The sequence below is a fragment of the Selenomonas sp. WCT3 genome (assembly GCA_900100835.1).
Classification (GTDB): domain Bacteria; phylum Bacillota; class Negativicutes; order Selenomonadales; family Selenomonadaceae; genus Selenomonas_A; species Selenomonas_A ruminantium_E.
Map to the genome: position 1 here is coordinate 100,900 of FNCM01000003.1, position 20,232 is coordinate 121,131.

Genomic DNA, 20,232 nt, shown 5'->3' on the forward strand with positions numbered 1-20,232 from the left:
CGGAAATGGATGAAGAACTCCTGCAAGAGGAAGATACCCAAAAGGATAAATATTTGACCTTCACGTTGGGGGAGGAGCTCTATGGCATCGATATCCGCGTAGTTATCGAAATCATTGGCATCCTGCCCATTACCAAGGTACCGGAGGTGCCGGATTATGTGCGCGGTATTATCAATTTGCGCGGTAAAATCATTCCGGTTATCGATATGCGACTGCGGTTTGGCCGGGAGTTCCGGCCCTATACGGATCGTACCTGTGTCATCGTTATTGAGGTCAAGGATATACTGCTGGGACTTATTATCGATGGGGTCAGCGAAGTGCTGTCCATACCGGAAGGCCAGACTGTGGCTCCGCCGGAACTGAAGGCTGCCAGCAATCGCTATATACGGAATATCGGCAAGCTGCCGGATGCGAAGGTGGTACTTTTACTGGACTGGGAAAAATTATTTGATGTGGAAGAAGAGAAGATGCTCAGCGGGATGAATGAGGAAAGAGGGACAGAACATGGAACTGTTTAAGAATATGAAAATCAGTACCAAATTAGTGACTTTGACCGGAATACTCGGTGCTTTGGTGGTGCTTACCGCTGCTTGCTGTCTCTATCTTTTGAGCTCGGTAAGTGAACAGTATCAAAAGGTTTATGACGAAGATGCCTATGCGGCAACACTGGCGACACAAGCAGGGAAACTTTTTACCGAGTCCCGCAACGAGTATACGCGTTTTTTGACCCGGGTTGACCCGATGCTGCGGCAGGAATCCTTGACCAATATGCAGAAATGCGATAAGGAACTGGATGTGGTCTTTGGCGAACTGGAAAAACGGGCTATTTCGACTGAGGCCAAAAGGGTGATGAGCGACATCCGCGGGCAGATTGATACCTTCCGCAGCCAGCGCGATGCCTTGATTAAAGCTCAGTCAGCACCGGGGGCACCAGTGGAGAATCTGCCCGAGGCGAAAAAAGCATCGGAAACGGGATATAAACTGGCCCAGAGTTTTGACTCGGTGATGGAGATGGGCAATAAGGGAACCCAGGCAGAGTTTAAGAAAATCAAAGAGGAAATCGATAAAGCCATACTGATTTCGGTCATCAATATCACGGTTGTGGTCATCCTGGCGATGTTCTTCGGTCTGCGGTTGGCCCGCAATATCAGCGATCGCATCAACCGCATGGCTGACGCGGCTGAAGTGATTGGAGGCGGTGACCTCAGTCAGCCTATGAAGTCGGAAGGAGACGATGAAATTGCCCTGGCCGTGGCGCACTTTGAGAGTATGCGTCAAAATCTCAATCAGTCCATGAACAATATTCATGTGGCGGCGGAGCAGGTGGCGGCAGGTTCGCGTAATGTTTCCGAGGCCAGTGTATCCCTTTCCCAAGGCGCTGCCGAGCAGGCCTCTTCGGTGGAGGAACTGTCGGCGTCGATTTCGGAGATTTCGTCCCAGACGGCCAGCAATGCGGAAAATGCTGACAAGGCAAATAATCTTACGATACAAGCCCGCCAGCAGGCTGCGGTTGGGGATGCGGATATGAAGGAAATGCTGGCGGCTATGGAAGATATCAATACGTCTTCGGCTAATATCTCTAAGATTATCAAGGTGATTGATGAAATCGCTTTCCAGACCAATATCCTGGCACTCAATGCCGCCGTGGAGGCTGCCCGTGCCGGACAGCATGGCAAGGGCTTTGCCGTGGTGGCGGAAGAGGTGCGGAACCTAGCTGCACGCAGTGCCAAGGCAGCCAAGGAAACCACGGAGCTTATCGAGGATTCCATTACGAAGGTGGAATCTGGCCGGGCTATTGCCGGTAAGACCGCTGAGGCCCTTATGACAATCATGAATAATGTCTCGGAAGTGGCCGATATCGTAAGCTCCATTGCCAAGGCTTCCAGTGAACAGAAGCTGGCCTTAGAGCAGATTGACCAGGGTGTATTGCAGGTATCGCAGGTGGTACAGGCAAATTCGGCAACATCGGAGCAGGCGGCATCGGCCAGCGAGCAGCTCAATGCCCAGGCATCCCGGCTGCGTGAGACGGCTGACCAATTCCGTTTGGCACCAGGCAGTTCGCGGGGGACGGGAAGCTTTACACCGCCAAAACCTGTGGCCCGTGCGGCTGTAAGCCCGGCACCGCTGCCGGCACCGGCGGCAAAGCCTGCCGAACCAAAAGGGTACAAATTTGACGATGATGAGGAAGGATTTGGGAAGTACTGATGGAAGATTCGGTATTTCTGGCATATGCGAGCATTGTGGATCGTGAATTTGGCATCCAGCTGCCACGGGAGAAAAAGGCACTCTTGGAATCCCGTCTGCAACGGTTGTTCCACGAAGGGGAGGAGACGGCCAAATATCACGATGCCGCAGGCTTCTTGAAGGCCCTGAAACAAGATGGCACGGGAAAGCTCTTAAAGGCGCTGGCCGAGGCTATTACCACGCACCATACGTTTTTTATGCGTGAGGCGGACCATTTCTGGTTCTATCGGGATACGGTGCTGCCCTGGATTGCATCATCGGTTCAGGATGGCGATATCCGTACCTGGTGCGCGGCTTGTTCCACAGGGCAGGAAGCTTATACGCTGGCGATGCTGATGCAGGATCAATTTGGCCTGCAAGGATCCCGGTGGGAAAAGACCTTGCTGGCTACCGACCTATCGACGGAGGTGTTAGAAGTAGCCAGGGCGGGAATCTACGAAAAGGAATCCCTGGTTGGCATGCCGGATAACTGGCTGCGCGGTTATTTCCATGCCGTGGGCAGTGGGAAGATGCAGGTCAATGATGGGATACGGCAGCAGGTGTTGTTCCGGCCCTTTAATCTGATGACGCCGGGCTTTCCCTTCAAAAAGCCCTTCCATGTTATCTTCTGCCGGAATGTCATGATTTATTTCGATGCCCAGGTTCGAAACCGGCTGGTACGGCAGTTTTATGAGTATCTAGAGCCAGGCGGCTATCTTTTCGTGGGACATTCCGAAACGGTAGAGCGTCAGGCGGCGCCCTTTCAGTATGTGATGCCGTCGGTTTATCGCAAACCCTTGGATGCGGCGCCCAGCGAACCACGGCAGAATCTGGCAGGCATATACCAGCGGACGCGGGAAGCAACTGCCGGCATGCAGCACAATCTGCAGCTGGCAAGGCAGGCCGTTGGCAAGGATGAGGGCGTGGAGCCGCCCAAGAGAATAAAACTCATTGCACTGGGAGCATCTACCGGGGGCACGGAGGCTCTGGCAAGCCTTATCCAAGGCTTGCGGCCGCCACTGCCGCCTATTGTCATTGTTCAGCACATTCCCTATGGCTTTAGCCGGTTATTTGCAGAACGGCTCAATAATGAGTCGGAATTTACCGCTGCCGAGGCTGTGGATGGGGAGCGCTTGCAGCCCAATCATATCTATGTGGCCCCAGGTGACCGGCAGATGCGGGTGCGGCGGTTGGGCAGCGAGTTTTTCGTTTACTGCCGTGGCACGGAGCAGGTGAGCGGCCATTGTCCTTCGGTGGATGTGTTGTTTGATTCCGTGGCCGAGACAGCGGGGGCTGAGGCGTTGGGGGTAATCCTTACGGGGATGGGCAGCGATGGCGCCGAAGGGCTGTTGAAAATGCGGCAACAGGGGGCGCGTACCCTTGGACAGGATGAAGCTTCCAGCGTAGTCTACGGCATGCCCCGGGCGGCTTTTGAACGGGGGGCAGTCATGCGTCAGCTGCCACTTTCGGCCATGGCTGGATGCATTATGAGTTTGTCACATCAGCAGGGTTCTGTTGGAAAGGATGAAAGCGATGGGCAATGAAGTACAAGGACAGATACCCGATTCCGTTTTGCGCGGTCTGTTGGGAAGCCTGGGGGATGGGTTGATTCTGACGGATTTGGAGGAGCGTGTCACCTATATCAATAAAATGGCAAAACGCATTTTAGGCTGTGAAGAAAAACAGGTGATTGGCTGTGCCTTTCGAGAACTGTGCCCACTGGTGAATTTAAAGACAGGACGCAGCTTTGATAGTCCGTTGAAGGTAGCGTTAGCTGAGAAGCGCTCGGTGGGGTTGGCGCGCAATATCGGTATCTTTCGTGGGGAGCAGCAGAAACCAATCTTTTTGTCGGCAACCTGTTCGCCGCTGCATCTGGATGAAGGGGAAATCGTAGGCTGCGCAGTGATTCTTCGCAACGTGACCCACCTTCGCCGGCTGGAGGTTCGCATTGAGGCGGATCATGTCTACATGCGGACGGTGTTTTCGGCTGCACAGGTAGGCTTGTGTGTCCTCGATGAAAAGGGGGCCATTATCGATATTAACGATGCTGGCCTTGAAACTATGGAGACGACTTATAAGGAATCGGTGGGAAAACAGTTTGGCGATGTCTTTCGCTGTGAAAATAGCATTGAGGGGGGATGCGGGCATGGACAATACTGTGCAACCTGCCCGATTCGGCATCAGATAGAAACTGCGATTGCTACGGAAGGGTATACAAGCCAGATTACCGCAGCGATGCACAGCATTCGACGCAGGGAGAAAATATGGCTGCGGATGTTTTTTTCTCAGGCTTGGTCGGCGGAAATCGGCAAGCAAACGATTGTCACTATGATTGACGTCTCACAGCGCAAAAAAAGGGAGGATGCTTTGGAAGAGGCCCGGGAGCGGGCTGAGGCAGCCAGCCGGACGAAGAGTCAGTTCTTGGCCAATATGAGTCATGAAATCCGCACTCCTATCAATGGGATGAATGGCATGATTGACTTGACCCTGCATACCGACTTGACGGAAGAGCAGCGGGAAAATCTCATGAGTGCCAAGCAGTGCTCGGAGGATTTATTGCGAATCATCAACGATATTCTCGATTTTTCCAAATTAGACTGTGGGAAGATGGAGCTGGAATCCCTGGATTTTGACCTGCATAAGACTATGCGGCGGGTATGCACCGTTCACCGCAAGGTGGCGAAGGGCAAAGGGTTGTTCTTCCGACTGCCGGATTTGCGGGGAATCCCCCAGTTCATCACCGGAGACCCGATGCGGTTCCGTCAGATTATGCATAATCTGCTGACCAATGCTGTGAAGTTCACCGGTGAAGGCGGCGTGGCCGTGGAGGTGTCCAAGACTTTTCGCAAAGAGATGCCGGTGCTAAACATCGCCGTACATGATACGGGAATCGGTATGTCCTTTGAGGAACAGAAGAAATTGTTCCAGCCCTTTAGCCAGGTGGATGGTTCCACCACCAGAAAATTTGGCGGCACTGGGTTGGGGCTTATGATTGTGAAAGACCTTGTGGAAGCTATGGGCGGTGAAATCAGCGTGCATTCGGCGCCCCTTTGCGGCAGCAATTTTACCTTCTGGATTCCCCTTTATGAAGCAGATGGTGAAGATGAAGAGAGTCAGGAACGTTCGGTGTTCATCAATGATCGTTGGAATACTGATAGCGAAAAACAAGAGGCACCAGCCAAGGAAGAAGAGACGGATATCAGCGATATTGCGAATTTGCTTGCCTATTGCGAACAGCGTCTCGATGAAGATGGAGGAGATGCGACATGAAAATACTGATTGCAGAGGACGACCGGCTCAGCCGGATTTTCCTCAAGAAGTTCTTGGGAAACTACGGGGAATGTGATGTGGCAGTGGACGGCATGGAGGCTTTGGACCTTTTCATGGATGCGATAAAGGATAAGCAGCCCTACGAGTTGTTATGCTTAGATATCATGATGCCCCGCATCGATGGTTTAAAACTATTAAAGGCCATCCGGGTATTGGAAAAACAACATCAGTTGCAGCATACCTACATCATTATGATGACGGCGCTGGCGGATGTGGAATACGTGGATCAGGCATTGGAATTAGGCTGTGATGCCTATGCGGCTAAGCCAATTGATACCGATAAAGTGACTTTGGTTATGAAGAATCTCGGCTTGATAAAAGAATAGTGAATGCGAAAGAGCTTTTCTTCCGGGAAAGGCTCTTTTTCACTGGATAATGCCTTGTGGCTATGATAAAATGAAATTATCTAGAATTGTGCATAAAATGAGAATCTGTTAGAGAATAGATATAAGATTCTTAGCACAACGGAAATAAACTGAATGAAGCTATTGCAAGCCAGGGGTAGCGTGTATGGGGGTCTATTGATGGAGTTTCGGCAATTAGAGTATTTTTGTACCATCAGTGAATTGGAGAACTTTACGCGGACAGCTGAGGCACTGCATGTGTCTCAGCCGTCAGTCACCAAAGCCATCAAGGCATTAGAGGCAGAACTTGGAGTGATGCTTATCAATCGCAGCCAGAAGCATGTAAGTCTCACCGAGCAGGGAAAGGTGTTTTTGCTTCACGCCCAGCGAATCATGCAGGATGCGGCCTTTGCGAAAAAAGACATGATGCGGTATCGCTCAGATCGGCAGGACATCATCCACTTTGGTATGCCGCCGATGGTGGAGGGGTATCTTTTCCCGGACTTCTTTATGAAGTTCAAGGAGCAGGTACCTGATGTCATGCTGGACGTGCAGGAGTATAGCGATTCCGATGAAGTGCGTCAGCGGGCGGAAAATGGCGAGTTGGATTTCGGCATTGTCATGGGAAGTGATGAGGAACATCCGGAGCATGCCATGCCGTTGCTGCAGGATACCATGGTGCTCTGCCTGCCGCCGGAACATCCACTGGCAGAAGAGCCATCGGTATCCTTTGCGGAACTTCGCCATGAGAAGTTCATCATGCAGCAGCCCAATACTTATCAGTATCGTCAGATTATGGATCACTGTGGGGAGTATGGCTATGTGCCGGATATCGTTCTGTGCACGTCGCAGCTCAAGACCATAAAACAGTTGGTGGCCAATGGCAGCGGGATTTCGGTGCTGCCAAATTTCGTAACGCAGATGGAAAGCATCTTTGTGCGTAGGCCACTATCGCCGGTTATGGGGGTGCAGGCGTCGTTGTTCTGGGGCGAGAATAAGAATTTATCCAGGGCCGATACGCGGTTCATGCAGTTTATGAAGGAATATACGGAGACGCCGGATTTCCAGCAGCATTTCCGGCATTGTTGAAGAGGCAGGTTAGATTGTGCAATTAAAACGTCTTGAGGCATATGGATTCAAGTCCTTTGCGGATAAGATAACGATAGATTTTGACAAGGGCATCACGGCAATCGTTGGGCCGAATGGTTCGGGCAAGAGTAATATCACCGATGCAATCCGCTGGGTTCTCGGTGAGCAGAATGTCCGCAATTTGCGTGGAACCAAGGCAGAAGACATCATCTTCACGGGTTCGGCATCGCGCAAGGCCCTCGGTGTGGCTGAGGTATCCTTGTTTTTTGCCAACGATGGCACACTGCCGGTGGATTTTCGGGAAGTTGTGGTCACGCGCCGGCTTTATCGTAGTGGCGAGAGTGAATTCTATATCAACCGTTCCCGCTGCCGTTTGAAGGATATCTATAATCTTTTTGCCGATACGGGCATTGGCCACGATGGTATGAGCATCATCGGCCAGAACCGCATCGATGATATCCTAAACAGCCGTCCGGAGGAGCGCCGGGCCTTCTTCGAGGAGACGGCGGGTATCACCAAGTACCGCAACCGCAAGCGGGAGTCGGTGCGCAAGCTCACGGATACGGAAAATAACCTGATTCGCGTACAGGATATTATAAACGAAATCGAGAATCAGCTTGAGCCATTGGCGCGTCATGCCGAGAAAACCCGCGTGTTCAATGAACTCGACGAGGAGTACCGGAAATGCAAGATGACGAAGCTGGCCCAGGACTATGCCAGGGAAAGCCAGCGCAAAACGGATAACGATGGCAAACTGACTGAGGCCCGGGATGCGGCGGTAGCGGCGGAGACGAAGGTTAAGGCGGTGGCTGCCCGGAAAGAACAGCTGGGCAAGGAAATCATCGACTTTGAGCAGCAGCTCAAGGAACAGGCCGATAAAAACGAGGCCATCCGGCAAAAAATCGAAGCAGCTTCCACCGAGATGGCTGCACTGCAGGAGCGGCAGGAGCAAAGTGATGCGGCAAAGGCGCGAATCCTTGCCCGTCGCCAGGAGCTCAACCATGAGGTGGCTCAGGCCGTGGCTGATATGGCGAAGCTTTCGGAAAAAGAAGCCCAACAGAAAAAAGACTTGGAGTTGGCGGATAGTTTGCTAAGCCAGGAAAAGGAGAAAGCAAAACGCATTGCAGACCGCATCCGGGAACAGAAAGAAGTCGATAAAAACGCTGCCGAGAAACGGGAGAAGGCCCAGGCGGACCTAACCCAGAAACAGCAGGAACTGGCTCTTATCGAGCGGGATATTGAAAACGGCAGCGGGGACCAGGAAGCCCGGCAGGCAAGCCTTTTGGAAGCCCGGCAGGAACTAGAGCGGCTGGAAACTTTGCAGGAGCAGCTCACAGCGGAAATCCATCAGCAGGATGAGGCAATAAAAGCGCGGGTAGCTGAGCAGCAGCAGGCCCAGACTGCCCAGCGGGAAGCGGCCCAGAAGATGGCCGATTGCCAGCAGCGCTACAATGAGACAAGTCAGCAGATAAAGTCGGCGGAAAGCAAGCTTCAGTTCCTCTCCCGCATGCAACAAGATTATGAGGGCTTTGGCAAAGCCGCCAAGGCGGTGCTAAAAAGCCGGGAGAGCTGGCGTACTGGCGTAGCCGGTGCTGTAGCGGAGCTTATCGATGTTCCCCGCGACTATGTGACGGCGTTGGAAATCGCCCTAGGAGGCAACCTGCAAAATATCGTCACCGAAGATACCGATACGGCTAAAGCTGCTATTGCGTATTTGAAGCGGGAACGGCAGGGGCGTGTGACCTTTTTGCCACTGTCCACCATCGTATCCCGGCCGCCCAAGGATATCGCCTTTTCAGCTAATGAAGGCGTGATTGGCTGGGCCAGCGAACTGGTAAAGACGGAGGATAAGTTCCGCAAGATTGTGGACTTCCTGCTATCCCGGACGCTGGTGGTAGATACGCTGGATAACGGCCTTAAACTGGCGAAAAAACACAACTACAAACTCCGCATCGTCACCAAGGAGGGCGAACTGCTGAATCCAGGCGGTTCCCTTTCGGGCGGAAGCCGTCAGCATCAGGAGTCCAGTTTCCTCAACCGCGGTGGTGAGATTGAAGAACTCAAAGAAAAGCTGGCGGGCGGGAAAAAATTGCTGGAAACCCTCGTGGCTGAGCGAAAGGCCGCTGAGCAGGCCCAGGTGGAGGCCGCCAAACGGCAGGATGAAGCCATGGAGGCCCTCCACGAGGCCAACGTCCATCGGGCTGAGCTTCGCGTGAGCCGGGAGCGTCTGACCGAGAATTTGACAAGTCAAAATTTGACCGTTAACGAGTTGGAAGAGGCTGCAGAAAAAATCAAGGCGACCTTTGCCAAGATTCAGGAAAAGCGCACCCTGGCAGCAAGAGCGGTGGCAACTGCCCAGCGTGAGTTCGACGAAGCGGATCACGCTGCGGAAGATGCAGCTATTGAACTGGAAGACTTGGAACAGGATGCGGACGATTTGTCCGAGTACATCCAGAAGCGCGAAGTCAACCGGGCGGTATTGGAGCAGGAAGCCCTGCGGTCGCGGGAGCATTTGCTCTTGCGAACCCGGGATAAGGAGCGCAGCGAGCAGTCCCTGCGGGATAATGAGGCCGAGGAGCGGCAGTTGGTGGCAGGCCTGGAAGAAAGTGTCAGCCGCCTCGAAGTCATCCGCGGGCAGAATGCGAACTGGCAGAACCTCTTTGCCGAGGGACAGGCGGCCCATGATAAGCTCTATGCCCAGCGCATGACGAAGCTTACGGAGAGTCAGCAGGCGGACAAGGATGCCCATGAGGCAGCAAGAAAGCTCAATCAGGCCCAGGATCATGTCCACAAGCTGGAAATCATCGAGACGAAACTCCAGCTGGCCTTGGAAGAATGGCAGGAGACCATCCTTTCGGAATATGGACTTACGCCGGAGCGAGCTGCCGAAGAGGCCTTGGATATGGAACCGCCAGCGGTGCATCATCGCATGAAGGAATTGGAGCGCAAGATAAAAGAACTGGGCCCGGTCAACCCCAATGCCTTGGAAGAATATGAGGAACAGCAAAAACGCCATGACTTCATGGAGGGGCAGGCAAAAGACCTGATTGAGGCCAAGGAAAATCTGGAACATATCATCGCCGATATGGATGAAGCGATGACCAAACAGTTCAAAGAAGCCTTTGCCCAGATTCAGGTTTACTTTGCCGATATCTTTGTGCGCCTCTTTGGCGGTGGCAAGGCCGAGTTGAAGCTTTTGGATGAACACGATGTGTTAAACACCGGTGTCGATATCTTGGTGACCCTGCCCCAGAAGAAGCGGCAGAACCTCTCGGCTCTCTCAGGCGGCGAGCGCGCGCTGACTGTCATTGCACTGTTGTTCTCGTTCTTGCGCTATCGTCCATCGCCGTTTTCGGTACTGGACGAAATCGATGCGCCGCTTGATGAAGCAAACGTCGTTCGTTTTGGTTCGTTCCTGCGGGAATTTGCCGAAAATACGCAGTTCATCGTCGTAACGCATCGTAAGGGCACGATGGAATCGGTGGACACCATGTATGGCGTCACCATTGAAGATGCGGGTGTATCCAAGATACTGTCCGTCAAACTGGATGATATAGAATAAACGGAGGCAATCCATGGGATTTTTTGATAAACTGAAAAAAGGTTTGAACAAGACGCGGGAAAACCTGACCAATAAGATTGAAAAGCTCGTCATCGGCTATGCGGATATCGATGAGGACTTTTTGGAAGAGCTGGAAGAAACGCTGATTATGGCTGACGTCGGCGTGCAGACTACCGAGACGCTGATGACGGCGGTTCGTAAGGGCATCAAGAAAAAGGAAATCAATACTCCGGAGGATTTGAAACCCTTCCTGCAGAAAACGATTGTGGACATCCTCAATCGCGGCGAGGATACGACGCGCAAGGCCGAAGAAGGCCCCACGGTGCTGCTGGTCATCGGTGTCAACGGCGCCGGCAAGACGACCACCATCGGCAAGCTCAGCGCCTACTACAAGGAACAGGGCAAATCGGTTATGCTGGCGGCTGCCGATACTTTCCGGGCGGCCGCTATCGACCAGCTGGAAGTCTGGGGACAGCGCACCGGCGTTCCGGTAATCAAACACGAAGAGGGCTCCGACCCGGCAGCGGTGGCCTTTGATGCCGTAAAGGCGGCCAAAGCGCGCGGCATTGACATGCTGATTATCGACACTGCTGGCCGTTTGCAAACCAAGTCCAACCTCATGCAGGAGCTTGAAAAAATCAATCGTGTCATCGGCCGCGAGATTCCGGGGGCACCCCATGAGACCCTGCTGGTGCTCGATGCCACCACGGGCCAGAATGCCATCAGTCAGGCCGAGCTCTTCACCAAGGCCGCACCGATTTCTGGTGTTGTGCTCACGAAACTCGACGGCACGGCCAAGGGCGGCGTGGTTATCGGCATCAAAAACCAGCTTTCCATGCCAGTAAAATGGATTGGCGTCGGCGAAGGTGTCGAAGATCTGCGTCCCTTCAACGCCGATGATTTTGCCAAGGCCTTGTTCGAGGGATAAAAGTCATAAAGATGCCACCTTCCAGATTTCTGCACCGGACAAGAAGGAAGTAACTAGTAACGGTAGTGAGATTGCATAAAAAACTCTCGGACATTTGATTGGCTTACGTGTGAAGCAATCGAATGTCCGAGAGTTTTCTTTTCGTAATTTGGGAGCCGGCTGCAGGACCGTCAAACCGTGGTTGGCGTCGGGTTATTGGACGGGACAGCCGGCATGATTGGTTTATACATTAAGTATACCATATATTCTGAATAGTTGCACTATATTAGGGGGATATTTTTGCCGACAAGATGGCGATGTTTCATAAACATTTCATAGGTATCGATTATAACGTGTTTAAGGATTCATATTTGTATTTATTTCAAATATGAGGTATTATGATTAGGTAATAAAAACAGTGCAGGAAAAAATCCATCAAGGAGGCACAACGATGTTGAATCACGAACAGTGGAATGGTTTTACCGGAGGGCTTTGGCGCGAGGAAATCAATGTCCGCGACTTTATACAGAAAAACTACCAGCCGTATGAGGGGGATGAATCCTTCCTGGCTGCTCCGACGGATGCTACGAATAAACTGTGGGGAAGATTGCAGGAACTGCAGAAGGAAGAACGCCAAAAGGGCGGCGTTTTGGATATGGATGTGGATATCGTATCCGGTCTGACTTCCCATGGGGCAGGCTATATCGATGAATCTATGAAGGATTTGGAACGGGTTGTCGGCCTCCAGACAGACAAGCCGCTGAAGCGTGCCTTCATGCCCTATGGCGGCATTAAGATGGCAGAGCAGGCTTGCCAGAACTATGGCTATGAGCCAAGTGCGAAACTTCATGAGATTTTTACGAAATATCATAAGACCCACAATCAGGCAGTGTTTGATGCCTATACGCCGGAAATCCGCCGTGCCCGTCACAGCCATATCATCACGGGCTTGCCGGATACCTATGGCCGCGGCCGCATCGTGGGCGACTACCGCCGCGTAGCGCTTTATGGTATCGACCAGCTGATTGCTTCCAAAGAAGCGGACAAGGCGAATGTCGGTATTGATGGGGTTATGACCGACGATGTCATCCGCCAGCGGGAGGAGCTCACGGAGCAGATCCGTGCGCTGCAGGGCATGAAAGAAATGGCTGCCATCTATGGCTTTGACATCTCGGCCCCGGCCAAGGATGCCCGCGAGGCTGTACAGTGGCTCTATTTTGGCTATCTGGCCGCCATCAAGACCCAGAACGGCGCTGCCATGAGTGTTGGCCGCATTTCGACCTTCCTCGATATCTACATCGAGCGCGACATTCAGAACGGCAAGCTGACGGAAGCGGAGGCCCAGGAGCTCATCGACCATCTTGTCATGAAGTTCCGCATGGTAAAATTTGCGCGCATCACATCCTATAATGAGCTGTTCTCAGGCGACCCGGTCTGGGCGACGCTGGAAGTTGCCGGCATCGGCATGGATGGCCGCAGCCTGGTAACGAAGAACGACTACCGCTTCCTGCATACCCTTGAGAATATGGGCCCGGCTCCAGAGCCGAACCTCACGGTGCTCTATTCCTCGGCGCTGCCGGAGAACTTCAAGCGCTATGCGGCCAAGATTTCGGTGACGACGAGCTCCATCCAGTATGAGAACGACGATGTCATGAAGGTGGAGTGGGGCGATGACTACTCCATCTGCTGCTGCGTATCGGCTACCCAGACGGGCAAGGAGATGCAGTTCTTCGGGGCGCGCGCGAACCTGGCCAAGTGCCTGCTCTATGCCATCAATGGCGGTGTGGACGAGAAGTCCGGCGAGCAGATTGGGCCGGAGTACCGCGGTGTCACCGGGGATATCCTGGATTACGAGGATGTCGTGAAGAAATTCGACCGCATGATGGATTGGCTGGCAGGTCTTTACGTCAATACGCTGAACCTCATCCAGTATATGCACGATAAATATTACTATGAGGCCGCTGAGATGGCCCTTATCGATACGGATGTGCGCCGCACGTTTGCTACGGGTATTGCTGGCTTCTCCCATGTGGTTGACTCCCTGTCGGCCATCAAATACGCCAAGGTCAAGGCTATCCGCAACGACGCGGGCATCGTGACCGATTACGAGACGACGGGGGATTTCCCGCGTTACGGCAATGACGATGAGCGTGCCGACGAGATTGCCAAGTGGCTCTTAAAGTCGTTCCTCGACAAGATCAAGTCCCGTCACACCTATCGCAACTCGGAGCCGACGACGTCGATCCTTACGATCACGTCGAATGTGGTCTATGGCAAATACACGGGGGCAATGCCGGATGGCCGCAAGGCTGGCGTACCGCTCTCGCCGGGGGCTAACCCAAGCTATGGTGCCGAGCAGAATGGCCTGTTGGCATCGCTGAACTCCGTGGCAAAACTGCCCTATGAGTGGGCCCTTGACGGCATCTCCAATACCCAGAGCATGACGCCGGAGGCCCTCGGCCATAATGACGAGGAGCGTTCCGCGCAGCTTGTGAATGTGCTTGACGGCTACTTCGACCAGGGCGCCCATCATCTGAACGTCAACGTCTTTGGCCGCGAGAAACTCCTCGATGCCATGGAGCATCCGGAGAAGGAAGAGTATGCAAACTTCACGATCCGCGTCTCGGGCTATGCGGTCAAGTTCATCAACCTGACCCGCGAGCAGCAGCTTGACGTCATTGCTAGAACCTTCCATGCACACATGTAAGGGGTATATCAATGCGGTAGAGAGCTTCGGCTCGGTGGACGGGCCGGGGCTTCGCTACATCTTCTTCCTGCAGGGCTGCCCGCTGCGCTGCAAGTACTGCCATAATCCCGAAACCTGGCAGGGCACAGGCGGCACGGAGATGACGGCCCCAGAGGCACTGGCTAAGGCCCTGCGCTACAAGTCCTATTGGAAAAATGGCGGTGGCATCACCGTGTCGGGGGGCGAGCCGCTGCTACAGGCAGAATTTGTCACAGAACTGTTTACGCTGGCCAAGGAGCAGGGCGTTTCGACCTGCATCGATACCTCAGGCGCTGTCTTTTCCCGGGAAGAGCCGGTGCTTTCAAAGCTTACCTCACTGCTGGCCGTAACGGATACGGTGCTCCTGGATATCAAGCATATTGACATGTCAAAACATCGGGACTTGACCGGTCAAGATAACACACAGATTCTTGATTTTGCCAAATACCTGGCTGAAATCGGGAAACCAGTCTGGATTCGCCATGTCCTTGTACCGGGCATTACCGATGATGCGGAAAGCCTTGCTCAATTGTCCAGCTTTGTGGCGGGACTTGGCAATGTCCAGCGCTTTGAAGTACTGCCTTATCATCGCCTGGCCATCCATAAATACGAAGAACTGGGGCTGGATTACCCTTTGTCCGATGTGCCAGAGCCAACAAAGAAAATGGTAGCAAGGGCAGAAGAAATCCTGCGCACAAGTGAATATCAGGGATATAAACGCTGAATAACAAAGTACGTTTGTCATATCCCATAAATCAGCGGTCCGAAAGGGCCGCTTTTTCTATGCGCAAAAAGCGTGAGAAGGTAGACTTACGCAATAATATTTGCTGAGAAAAAGGGAAATGATTGTTGGTTCGCGAATTTCAAGGCATCAGCAATTGTCAATCATAAAGGAGTAGTGGCTATATGGACAATCAAAATCCTGTTATGGCGGCCGACAAAGCCGACCGCAACGATATTATCATCAAGACTAGCGTCATAGGTATCCTGACCAATGTGCTACTAGCCGCCTTTAAGGCGGCTATCGGCCTGGCGGCCAATTCCATCGCCGTGACCTTGGATGCGGTGAATAATCTTTCCGATGCCCTTTCTTCTGTTATCACCATTGCCGGGACGAAACTGGCGGGGAAACTTCCGGATAAAGAGCATCCCTTCGGCTATGGCCGGATTGAGTACCTCAGCGCTTTGGTGGTGGCAGGCATCGTGCTTTATGCAGGTATCACCGCCGCCGTGGAATCCGTGAAGAAAATGATTTCGCCGGAGGTGCCGGATTACAGCGTGACGGCACTGATCATCATCGGTGCAGCAGTGGTCGTAAAGATAATATTGGGAAGATTCGTCAAGGCGCAGGGGGAAAGAGTAAACTCCGGTTCCTTGGTTGCCTCGGGGTCTGATGCTTTGTTTGATGCTGTGCTTTCGCTATCGGTGCTTATATCGGCTATCCTCTTTATTGCTACCGGCATATCGCTGGAGGCTTATGTCGGTGCCGTGATTTCTGGTTTCATCATCAAATCGGGTATCGACATGATACGGGACACTTTGGATGAAATACTGGGGAAACGTATGGATAAAGAAACATCCCGGCAATTGAAATCGTTGTTGTCCGATGAACCGGAAGTGCGGGGGGCCCATGACCTGGTTATTTATAATTACGGGCCGGACAAGGACTTGGCCTCGGTTCACTTGGAACTTCCGGATACCATGAGCGTAAAAGAAGTAGATAGTCTGACTAGGCGGTTGGAAATGAAGGTGTTCAAGGCGACGGGCATTATTCTTGCCGCGGTAGGGGTCTATTCTTACAACACGGAGGACAGTGTGGCGGCAAGGGTGCGGGTTGATGTGACGAAACTGGTGCTGGCCCATGAATGGGCTTTGCAGCTTCACGGTTTTTACTTGGATGAAACAGCTAAGATTATGCGGTTTGACGTAGTCATGAGTTTTGATATACCGCATAAAGAAGGTGTGCGGATCCTTCAAGAGGAGATGCGGGCCGCTTATCCGCAGTACGATATTCAGATTGTGCCAGATGTAGACTTATCCGACTGACCGGCAGCAGCTTTTTATGACACCAGCAGGTTGAAGGAGCAGGCATAGGTTAATGTGAGTTTTACTACGGAGAAATGAGATTTTTATAAATTCCATTTGACAAAATGGAATTTTACTGTATAATAAGGCGTGTAAGATGAAATGAAGGATTTAGAGACCAGCGTTGTATTTTAGGAGGAAAACTTATGAGCATTTACGGACTGACGAAGGGGACGGAGCTGGAGAACATGGTAAAGAGCATCATGCAGGCTGAGGCCAATGGCACCATGATGTATTATGCGCTGGCTCGTTTGGCCAAAGAGCAGGGCTACGAGGATGTTGCATCTGAGCTCATTGAATCTGCCAATCAAGAAGCGGTTCATGCCGGGTTCTACGCCGTACTCAACGGTAAGTATCCTCAGGATTTCTGGAATCTTCTGCGTACGGTGCAGAAGGCGGAAATCAATGGCGAGGTACAGGTTAAGGCCATGGCCGATAAAGTACGGGCCGCAGGCTTTGCTGAGGCTGCTGATGAGATGGAAATCTTTGCGAAGCAGGAAGGCCATCATGGTGTGGTTATCGGCAAGATCCTGGAGAAGTATCAGCCAGAGAAGAAGGCTCCGGCAGGGAAAGTCTATATCTGTCCGGTCTGTGGCTTTGAGCACGAAGGGGATATAAACGATGAGCCAGACGATTACGTCTGCCCTCTTTGTGGTCAGCCCAGGAGTGTTTTCCAGGAAGCTAATTAAATCATTTTGTTGTCCTTTTTTTAGAGATAAGGAGCTGATGGCATGGAGAAAAAACGTATCCACAAGGATATCATCATCATTGGTGCAGGCATGGCGGGGCTCACAGCGGCCCTTTATGCCGGCCGTATGAACCTTGATGTGCTGGTGCTGGAAAATGGTATCATCGGCGGACAGATTGCCAATGCAACCGGCATTGAGAACTATCCGGGCTTTGCCAAGGTTTCTGGCAAGGAACTTATGGGCACTCTGCAACAGCAGGCGGAAAGTTTTGGGGCGGTCATTGATGAGTTTGACTCCATTGTGAAGGTGAGCCTTAAAGGGCAGCCTAAACTGGTGGAGACGGAGGAGCATTTCTATGAGGCCGATGTCATCATCATTGCCTCGGGCATGAACCGTCGCAAGTTGCCTCTGCCGGAGGAGAAAAAATTCGCTGGCAAGGGCGTGCATTACTGTGAACTCTGTGACGGGCACATGTATCAGGATAAGGTGATTGCCGTCATGGGCGGTGGCAATGCTGCCGTGGATGCCGCTAATTTCCTCACTAAGTATGCCAGTAAGCTCTATCTGATACATCGCTCGGATTTCCGGGCCGATGAAGTCTCCCAAAAGCGATTAAAGGAAAATCCCAAGGCAGAAATCTTCTTGCAGACGGAAATCAAGAGCCTGCAGGGTGATGGGCGGTTAGAGAGCATAGAGGTGCTGGACAAAATCTCAGGCGAGACCCGCAGCCTGCCGGTAGATGGAATTTTCGTCAATATCGGTGTGGTGCCCAATACGGCGCTTTTCCAGGAGGAACTGCCGCTGACTGATAGCGGCCGCATTGAAGCCGGAGAAGACTGCCGTACCGCTATTCCTGGCGTATTTGCCGCCGGGGATGTGCGGGAAAAGGAAATCCGCCAGCTGACCACCGCTGCTGCTGATGGCACAGCGGCAGCTCTGCTGGCTGAGAAATATTTGGTAAAACTGAAGGAGGGTAATGAAGTATGGTAAAAGTATACTCAATCAATGATTGTCCTTGGTGCGAAAAGGTCAAGAAGTATCTGAAGAGCAAGAATGTGGAATTTGAAGAGCACAATATCGAGGAAAACGACGCGGACCGTGATGCTTGCTATGAGCTGACGGGAGACACCATGGTTCCCATTACCACGGCCAATGACAAGGATTATGTGCTGAGTTTTGACAAGGCTAAGTTGGACGAATTGTTGGGCCTTTGATTGATAATAATTAGCGGTAAGAGAGGAGAATGATTATGGGGATTTATGATTTTGTGGTAAAGACCAATAAGGGTGTGGAAAAATCCCTGGCTGATTATAAGGGCAAAGTGCTGATAATCGTCAATACGGCCTCTAAGTGTGGTTTCACGCCCCAGTTCAAAGAATTGCAGGATCTCTATATGAAGTACAAGAGCCAGGGACTGGAAATCCTGGGCTTCCCCTGCAATCAGTTCGCGGAGCAGGAGCCGGGCAGTAACAGTGAAGTACAGGAGTTTTGCCGCCTTAACTATGGTGTGACCTTCCAGATTTTTGAAAAGGGTGATGTGCGCGGTGAAACGGCTCAGCCACTCTTTCAATACTTAATCGAGCAGCAGGGCTTCCAGGGTTTTGATGAATCTCATCCTATTGCCGCCAAGCTGATGGAAGCCCTTCAGCAGAATTTCCCGGAATATCTGGAAGGCGATTCCATCAAATGGAATTTCACCAAGTTCCTGGTAGATAGAGAGGGAAACGTGGTGGCCCGTTTTGAGCCAACCTTCGCTCCTGCAGACATGGCTAAAGAAGTTGAAAAATTACTATAATCCTATACAAGGCAGCCTTCTTCACGATTTCGGTGAGGAAGGCTGCTTTTGTTTGTAATAAAATCGATTCCGTAAACACGTCTTTTTGATAACTAAAAAATAAGAGGAATGATAAGTTTTGGTATAGAATGGAAAAGATAACAGAAAAATGCTATGAGTACTGACTCCCAGACGACATAGTGACAATTGAATAAGTGAGGAGTGAAATGTATGGATTCTGCGGTAATTACCTTATGTGTGCTTTGCGTAGCGGGGTTCTTCTTTGCTACGGAACTTATTCCTTTGGCTGTTACGGCCATGGGATCGGCTATCTTGCTGGGCCTGTTTGGGGTGTTGACGCCCGCACAGGTTTATTCTGGCCTGTCCAATTCAACGGTGGTTTTATTTGCGGGCATGTTTGTCATCGGGGCGGCGATGTTTCAGACGGGATTGGCGCAAAAAATTGGCGTAACCGTCGTAAAGAAAGCTGGTACCGATGAAAAGAAACTGATGCTGGCCTTGATGGTCATCACCATTGTCCTGTCCGGTGTTTCGTCAAATACGGCGACGGTGGCCTGCCTGATGCCGGTGGTGGTGCAGATTTGTATTGCCGCCCACATTCCCGTGTCGTCACAGCTCATGGGAATGGCATTGGCGGCAAATGTCGGTGGTACCCTTACCCTTATCGGTACGCCGCCGAATATCCTCATGAGTGCAACCCTCGAAACCTCTGGGTACAGTCCCTTTGGTTTCTTTGAATTTGCCCTTATCGGTATCCCGCTGTCACTGGCTGGTGTCCTTTACATGATGACCGCTGGGCGGCGTCTGTGCCCGCATAATTATGCCGATAATAACTTGTTCGATCAGGAGTCAGCGGAACCGGAAAATCCGCGCAAGATGCTCATTTGTGCTATTATTTTGATTTGTGTAGTTGTGGCGATGGTCTTGGAGAAGGATATTGGTGTGCCCATGCAGACTTCGGCTATTATCGGTGCTTTGGCCTGCGTGCTCACGGGATGCGTGACAGAAAAGCAAGCCTATCAGGGGATTGACTGGGTTACGATTTTTCTGTTCGCCGGCATGCTGCCGCTGGCCAGTGCTATGGACAAGAGCGGTGCAGGCAAGATGATTGCCGATTTTGTCATTGGCCTTATCGGCTCAGAACCTTCGCCCATGGTCATCGTCGTGGCGATGTTCATCCTGTCCTGCGGCCTTACCCAGTTCATGAGCAATACAGCGTCGGCCGCCCTTTTGGCACCGATTGGCATTTCGATTGCCCAGTCCATCGGGGCGTCGCCTTATCCCGTGCTTATGACCATCGGCATTGCCGCTTCCTGCGCCTTTACGACACCGGTGGCAACGCCGCCGAATACGTTGGTGCTGGGGCCTGGTAAATTCCGGTTTATCGATTATGTCAAGGTCGGTATTCCGATGGTTATCGTGGCCCTGCTGGTATGCGTGGTGGTCATTCCGATATTCTGGCCCTTCTTCCCAGGATGAGGAT

16 protein-coding genes are annotated in these 20,232 nt (G+C 52.2%); all 16 read left to right on the forward strand.

The window, feature by feature from the left end; translation table 11 throughout:
• Positions 1-5 precede the first annotated feature (5 nt).
• The 16 genes from BLQ36_RS03710 to BLQ36_RS03785 all read left to right on the forward strand — a co-directional run bounded on the left by BLQ36_RS03710 (position 6) and on the right by BLQ36_RS03785 (position 20,228).
• Positions 6-518: a chemotaxis protein CheW gene (locus tag BLQ36_RS03710; RefSeq protein WP_074514038.1), complete on the forward strand. Its 513-nt coding sequence runs from the start codon at positions 6-8 to the stop codon at positions 516-518.
• Complete coding sequence (locus tag BLQ36_RS03715) at positions 505-2,205, forward strand: methyl-accepting chemotaxis protein (RefSeq protein WP_074514039.1); 1,701 nt, start codon at positions 505-507, stop codon at positions 2,203-2,205. The genes BLQ36_RS03710 and BLQ36_RS03715 overlap by 14 nt, the downstream gene beginning before the upstream one ends.
• Complete coding sequence (locus BLQ36_RS13520) at positions 2,205-3,767, forward strand: chemotaxis protein CheB (RefSeq protein ID WP_074514040.1); 1,563 nt, start codon at positions 2,205-2,207, stop codon at positions 3,765-3,767. Before BLQ36_RS03715 ends, BLQ36_RS13520 begins: the two co-directional genes overlap by 1 nt.
• A complete protein-coding gene (locus BLQ36_RS03725; RefSeq protein WP_074514041.1) occupies positions 3,757-5,493 on the forward strand; it encodes an ATP-binding protein in 1,737 nt (578 codons plus the stop codon). The genes BLQ36_RS13520 and BLQ36_RS03725 overlap by 11 nt, the downstream gene beginning before the upstream one ends.
• A complete protein-coding gene (locus BLQ36_RS03730) occupies positions 5,490-5,879 on the forward strand; it encodes a response regulator (RefSeq protein WP_074514042.1) in 390 nt (129 codons plus the stop codon). The genes BLQ36_RS03725 and BLQ36_RS03730 overlap by 4 nt, the downstream gene beginning before the upstream one ends.
• Before the next feature lie 198 nt (positions 5,880-6,077).
• The gene (locus BLQ36_RS03735) at positions 6,078-6,986 is read left to right on the forward strand and encodes a LysR family transcriptional regulator (RefSeq protein ID WP_074514043.1); all 909 of its coding nucleotides are present in this window, start codon (positions 6,078-6,080) and stop codon (positions 6,984-6,986) included.
• A gap of 16 nt (positions 6,987-7,002) precedes the next feature.
• Positions 7,003-10,548 carry a chromosome segregation protein SMC gene (gene smc, locus BLQ36_RS03740; RefSeq protein WP_074514044.1) on the forward strand — a complete coding sequence of 1,182 codons (3,546 nt, stop codon included), beginning with the start codon at positions 7,003-7,005 and terminating at the stop codon, positions 10,546-10,548.
• A 13-nt stretch (positions 10,549-10,561) separates the two neighbouring features.
• Complete coding sequence (gene ftsY / locus BLQ36_RS03745; protein WP_074514045.1) at positions 10,562-11,476, forward strand: signal recognition particle-docking protein FtsY; 915 nt, start codon at positions 10,562-10,564, stop codon at positions 11,474-11,476.
• Between the two features lie 430 nt (positions 11,477-11,906).
• Complete coding sequence (pflB, locus tag BLQ36_RS03750; RefSeq protein ID WP_074514046.1) at positions 11,907-14,162, forward strand: formate C-acetyltransferase; 2,256 nt, start codon at positions 11,907-11,909, stop codon at positions 14,160-14,162.
• Complete coding sequence (gene pflA, locus BLQ36_RS03755; protein WP_074514047.1) at positions 14,149-14,904, forward strand: pyruvate formate-lyase-activating protein; 756 nt, start codon at positions 14,149-14,151, stop codon at positions 14,902-14,904. The genes pflB and pflA overlap by 14 nt, the downstream gene beginning before the upstream one ends.
• 182 nt (positions 14,905-15,086) lie before the next feature.
• Entirely contained in the window at positions 15,087-16,226 is a 1,140-nt protein-coding gene (locus tag BLQ36_RS03760) for a cation diffusion facilitator family transporter (protein WP_074514048.1), read from the forward strand.
• Positions 16,227-16,411: 185 nt separating this feature from the next.
• Positions 16,412-16,954 (forward strand): rubrerythrin family protein, encoded by a 543-nt coding sequence (locus BLQ36_RS03765; RefSeq protein ID WP_074514049.1) that lies wholly within the window; start codon positions 16,412-16,414, stop codon positions 16,952-16,954.
• Positions 16,955-16,996: 42 nt separating this feature from the next.
• Positions 16,997-17,944: an NAD(P)/FAD-dependent oxidoreductase gene (locus BLQ36_RS03770; RefSeq protein WP_074514050.1), complete on the forward strand. Its 948-nt coding sequence runs from the start codon at positions 16,997-16,999 to the stop codon at positions 17,942-17,944.
• Positions 17,938-18,168 carry a glutaredoxin family protein gene (locus BLQ36_RS03775; protein ID WP_074514051.1) on the forward strand — a complete coding sequence of 77 codons (231 nt, stop codon included), beginning with the start codon at positions 17,938-17,940 and terminating at the stop codon, positions 18,166-18,168. Before BLQ36_RS03770 ends, BLQ36_RS03775 begins: the two co-directional genes overlap by 7 nt.
• Before the next feature lie 35 nt (positions 18,169-18,203).
• Positions 18,204-18,749 (forward strand): glutathione peroxidase, encoded by a 546-nt coding sequence (locus BLQ36_RS03780; RefSeq protein WP_074514052.1) that lies wholly within the window; start codon positions 18,204-18,206, stop codon positions 18,747-18,749.
• A 210-nt stretch (positions 18,750-18,959) separates the two neighbouring features.
• Complete coding sequence (locus tag BLQ36_RS03785; RefSeq protein ID WP_074514053.1) at positions 18,960-20,228, forward strand: SLC13 family permease; 1,269 nt, start codon at positions 18,960-18,962, stop codon at positions 20,226-20,228.
• The last annotated feature ends 4 nt before the right edge of the window (positions 20,229-20,232 follow it).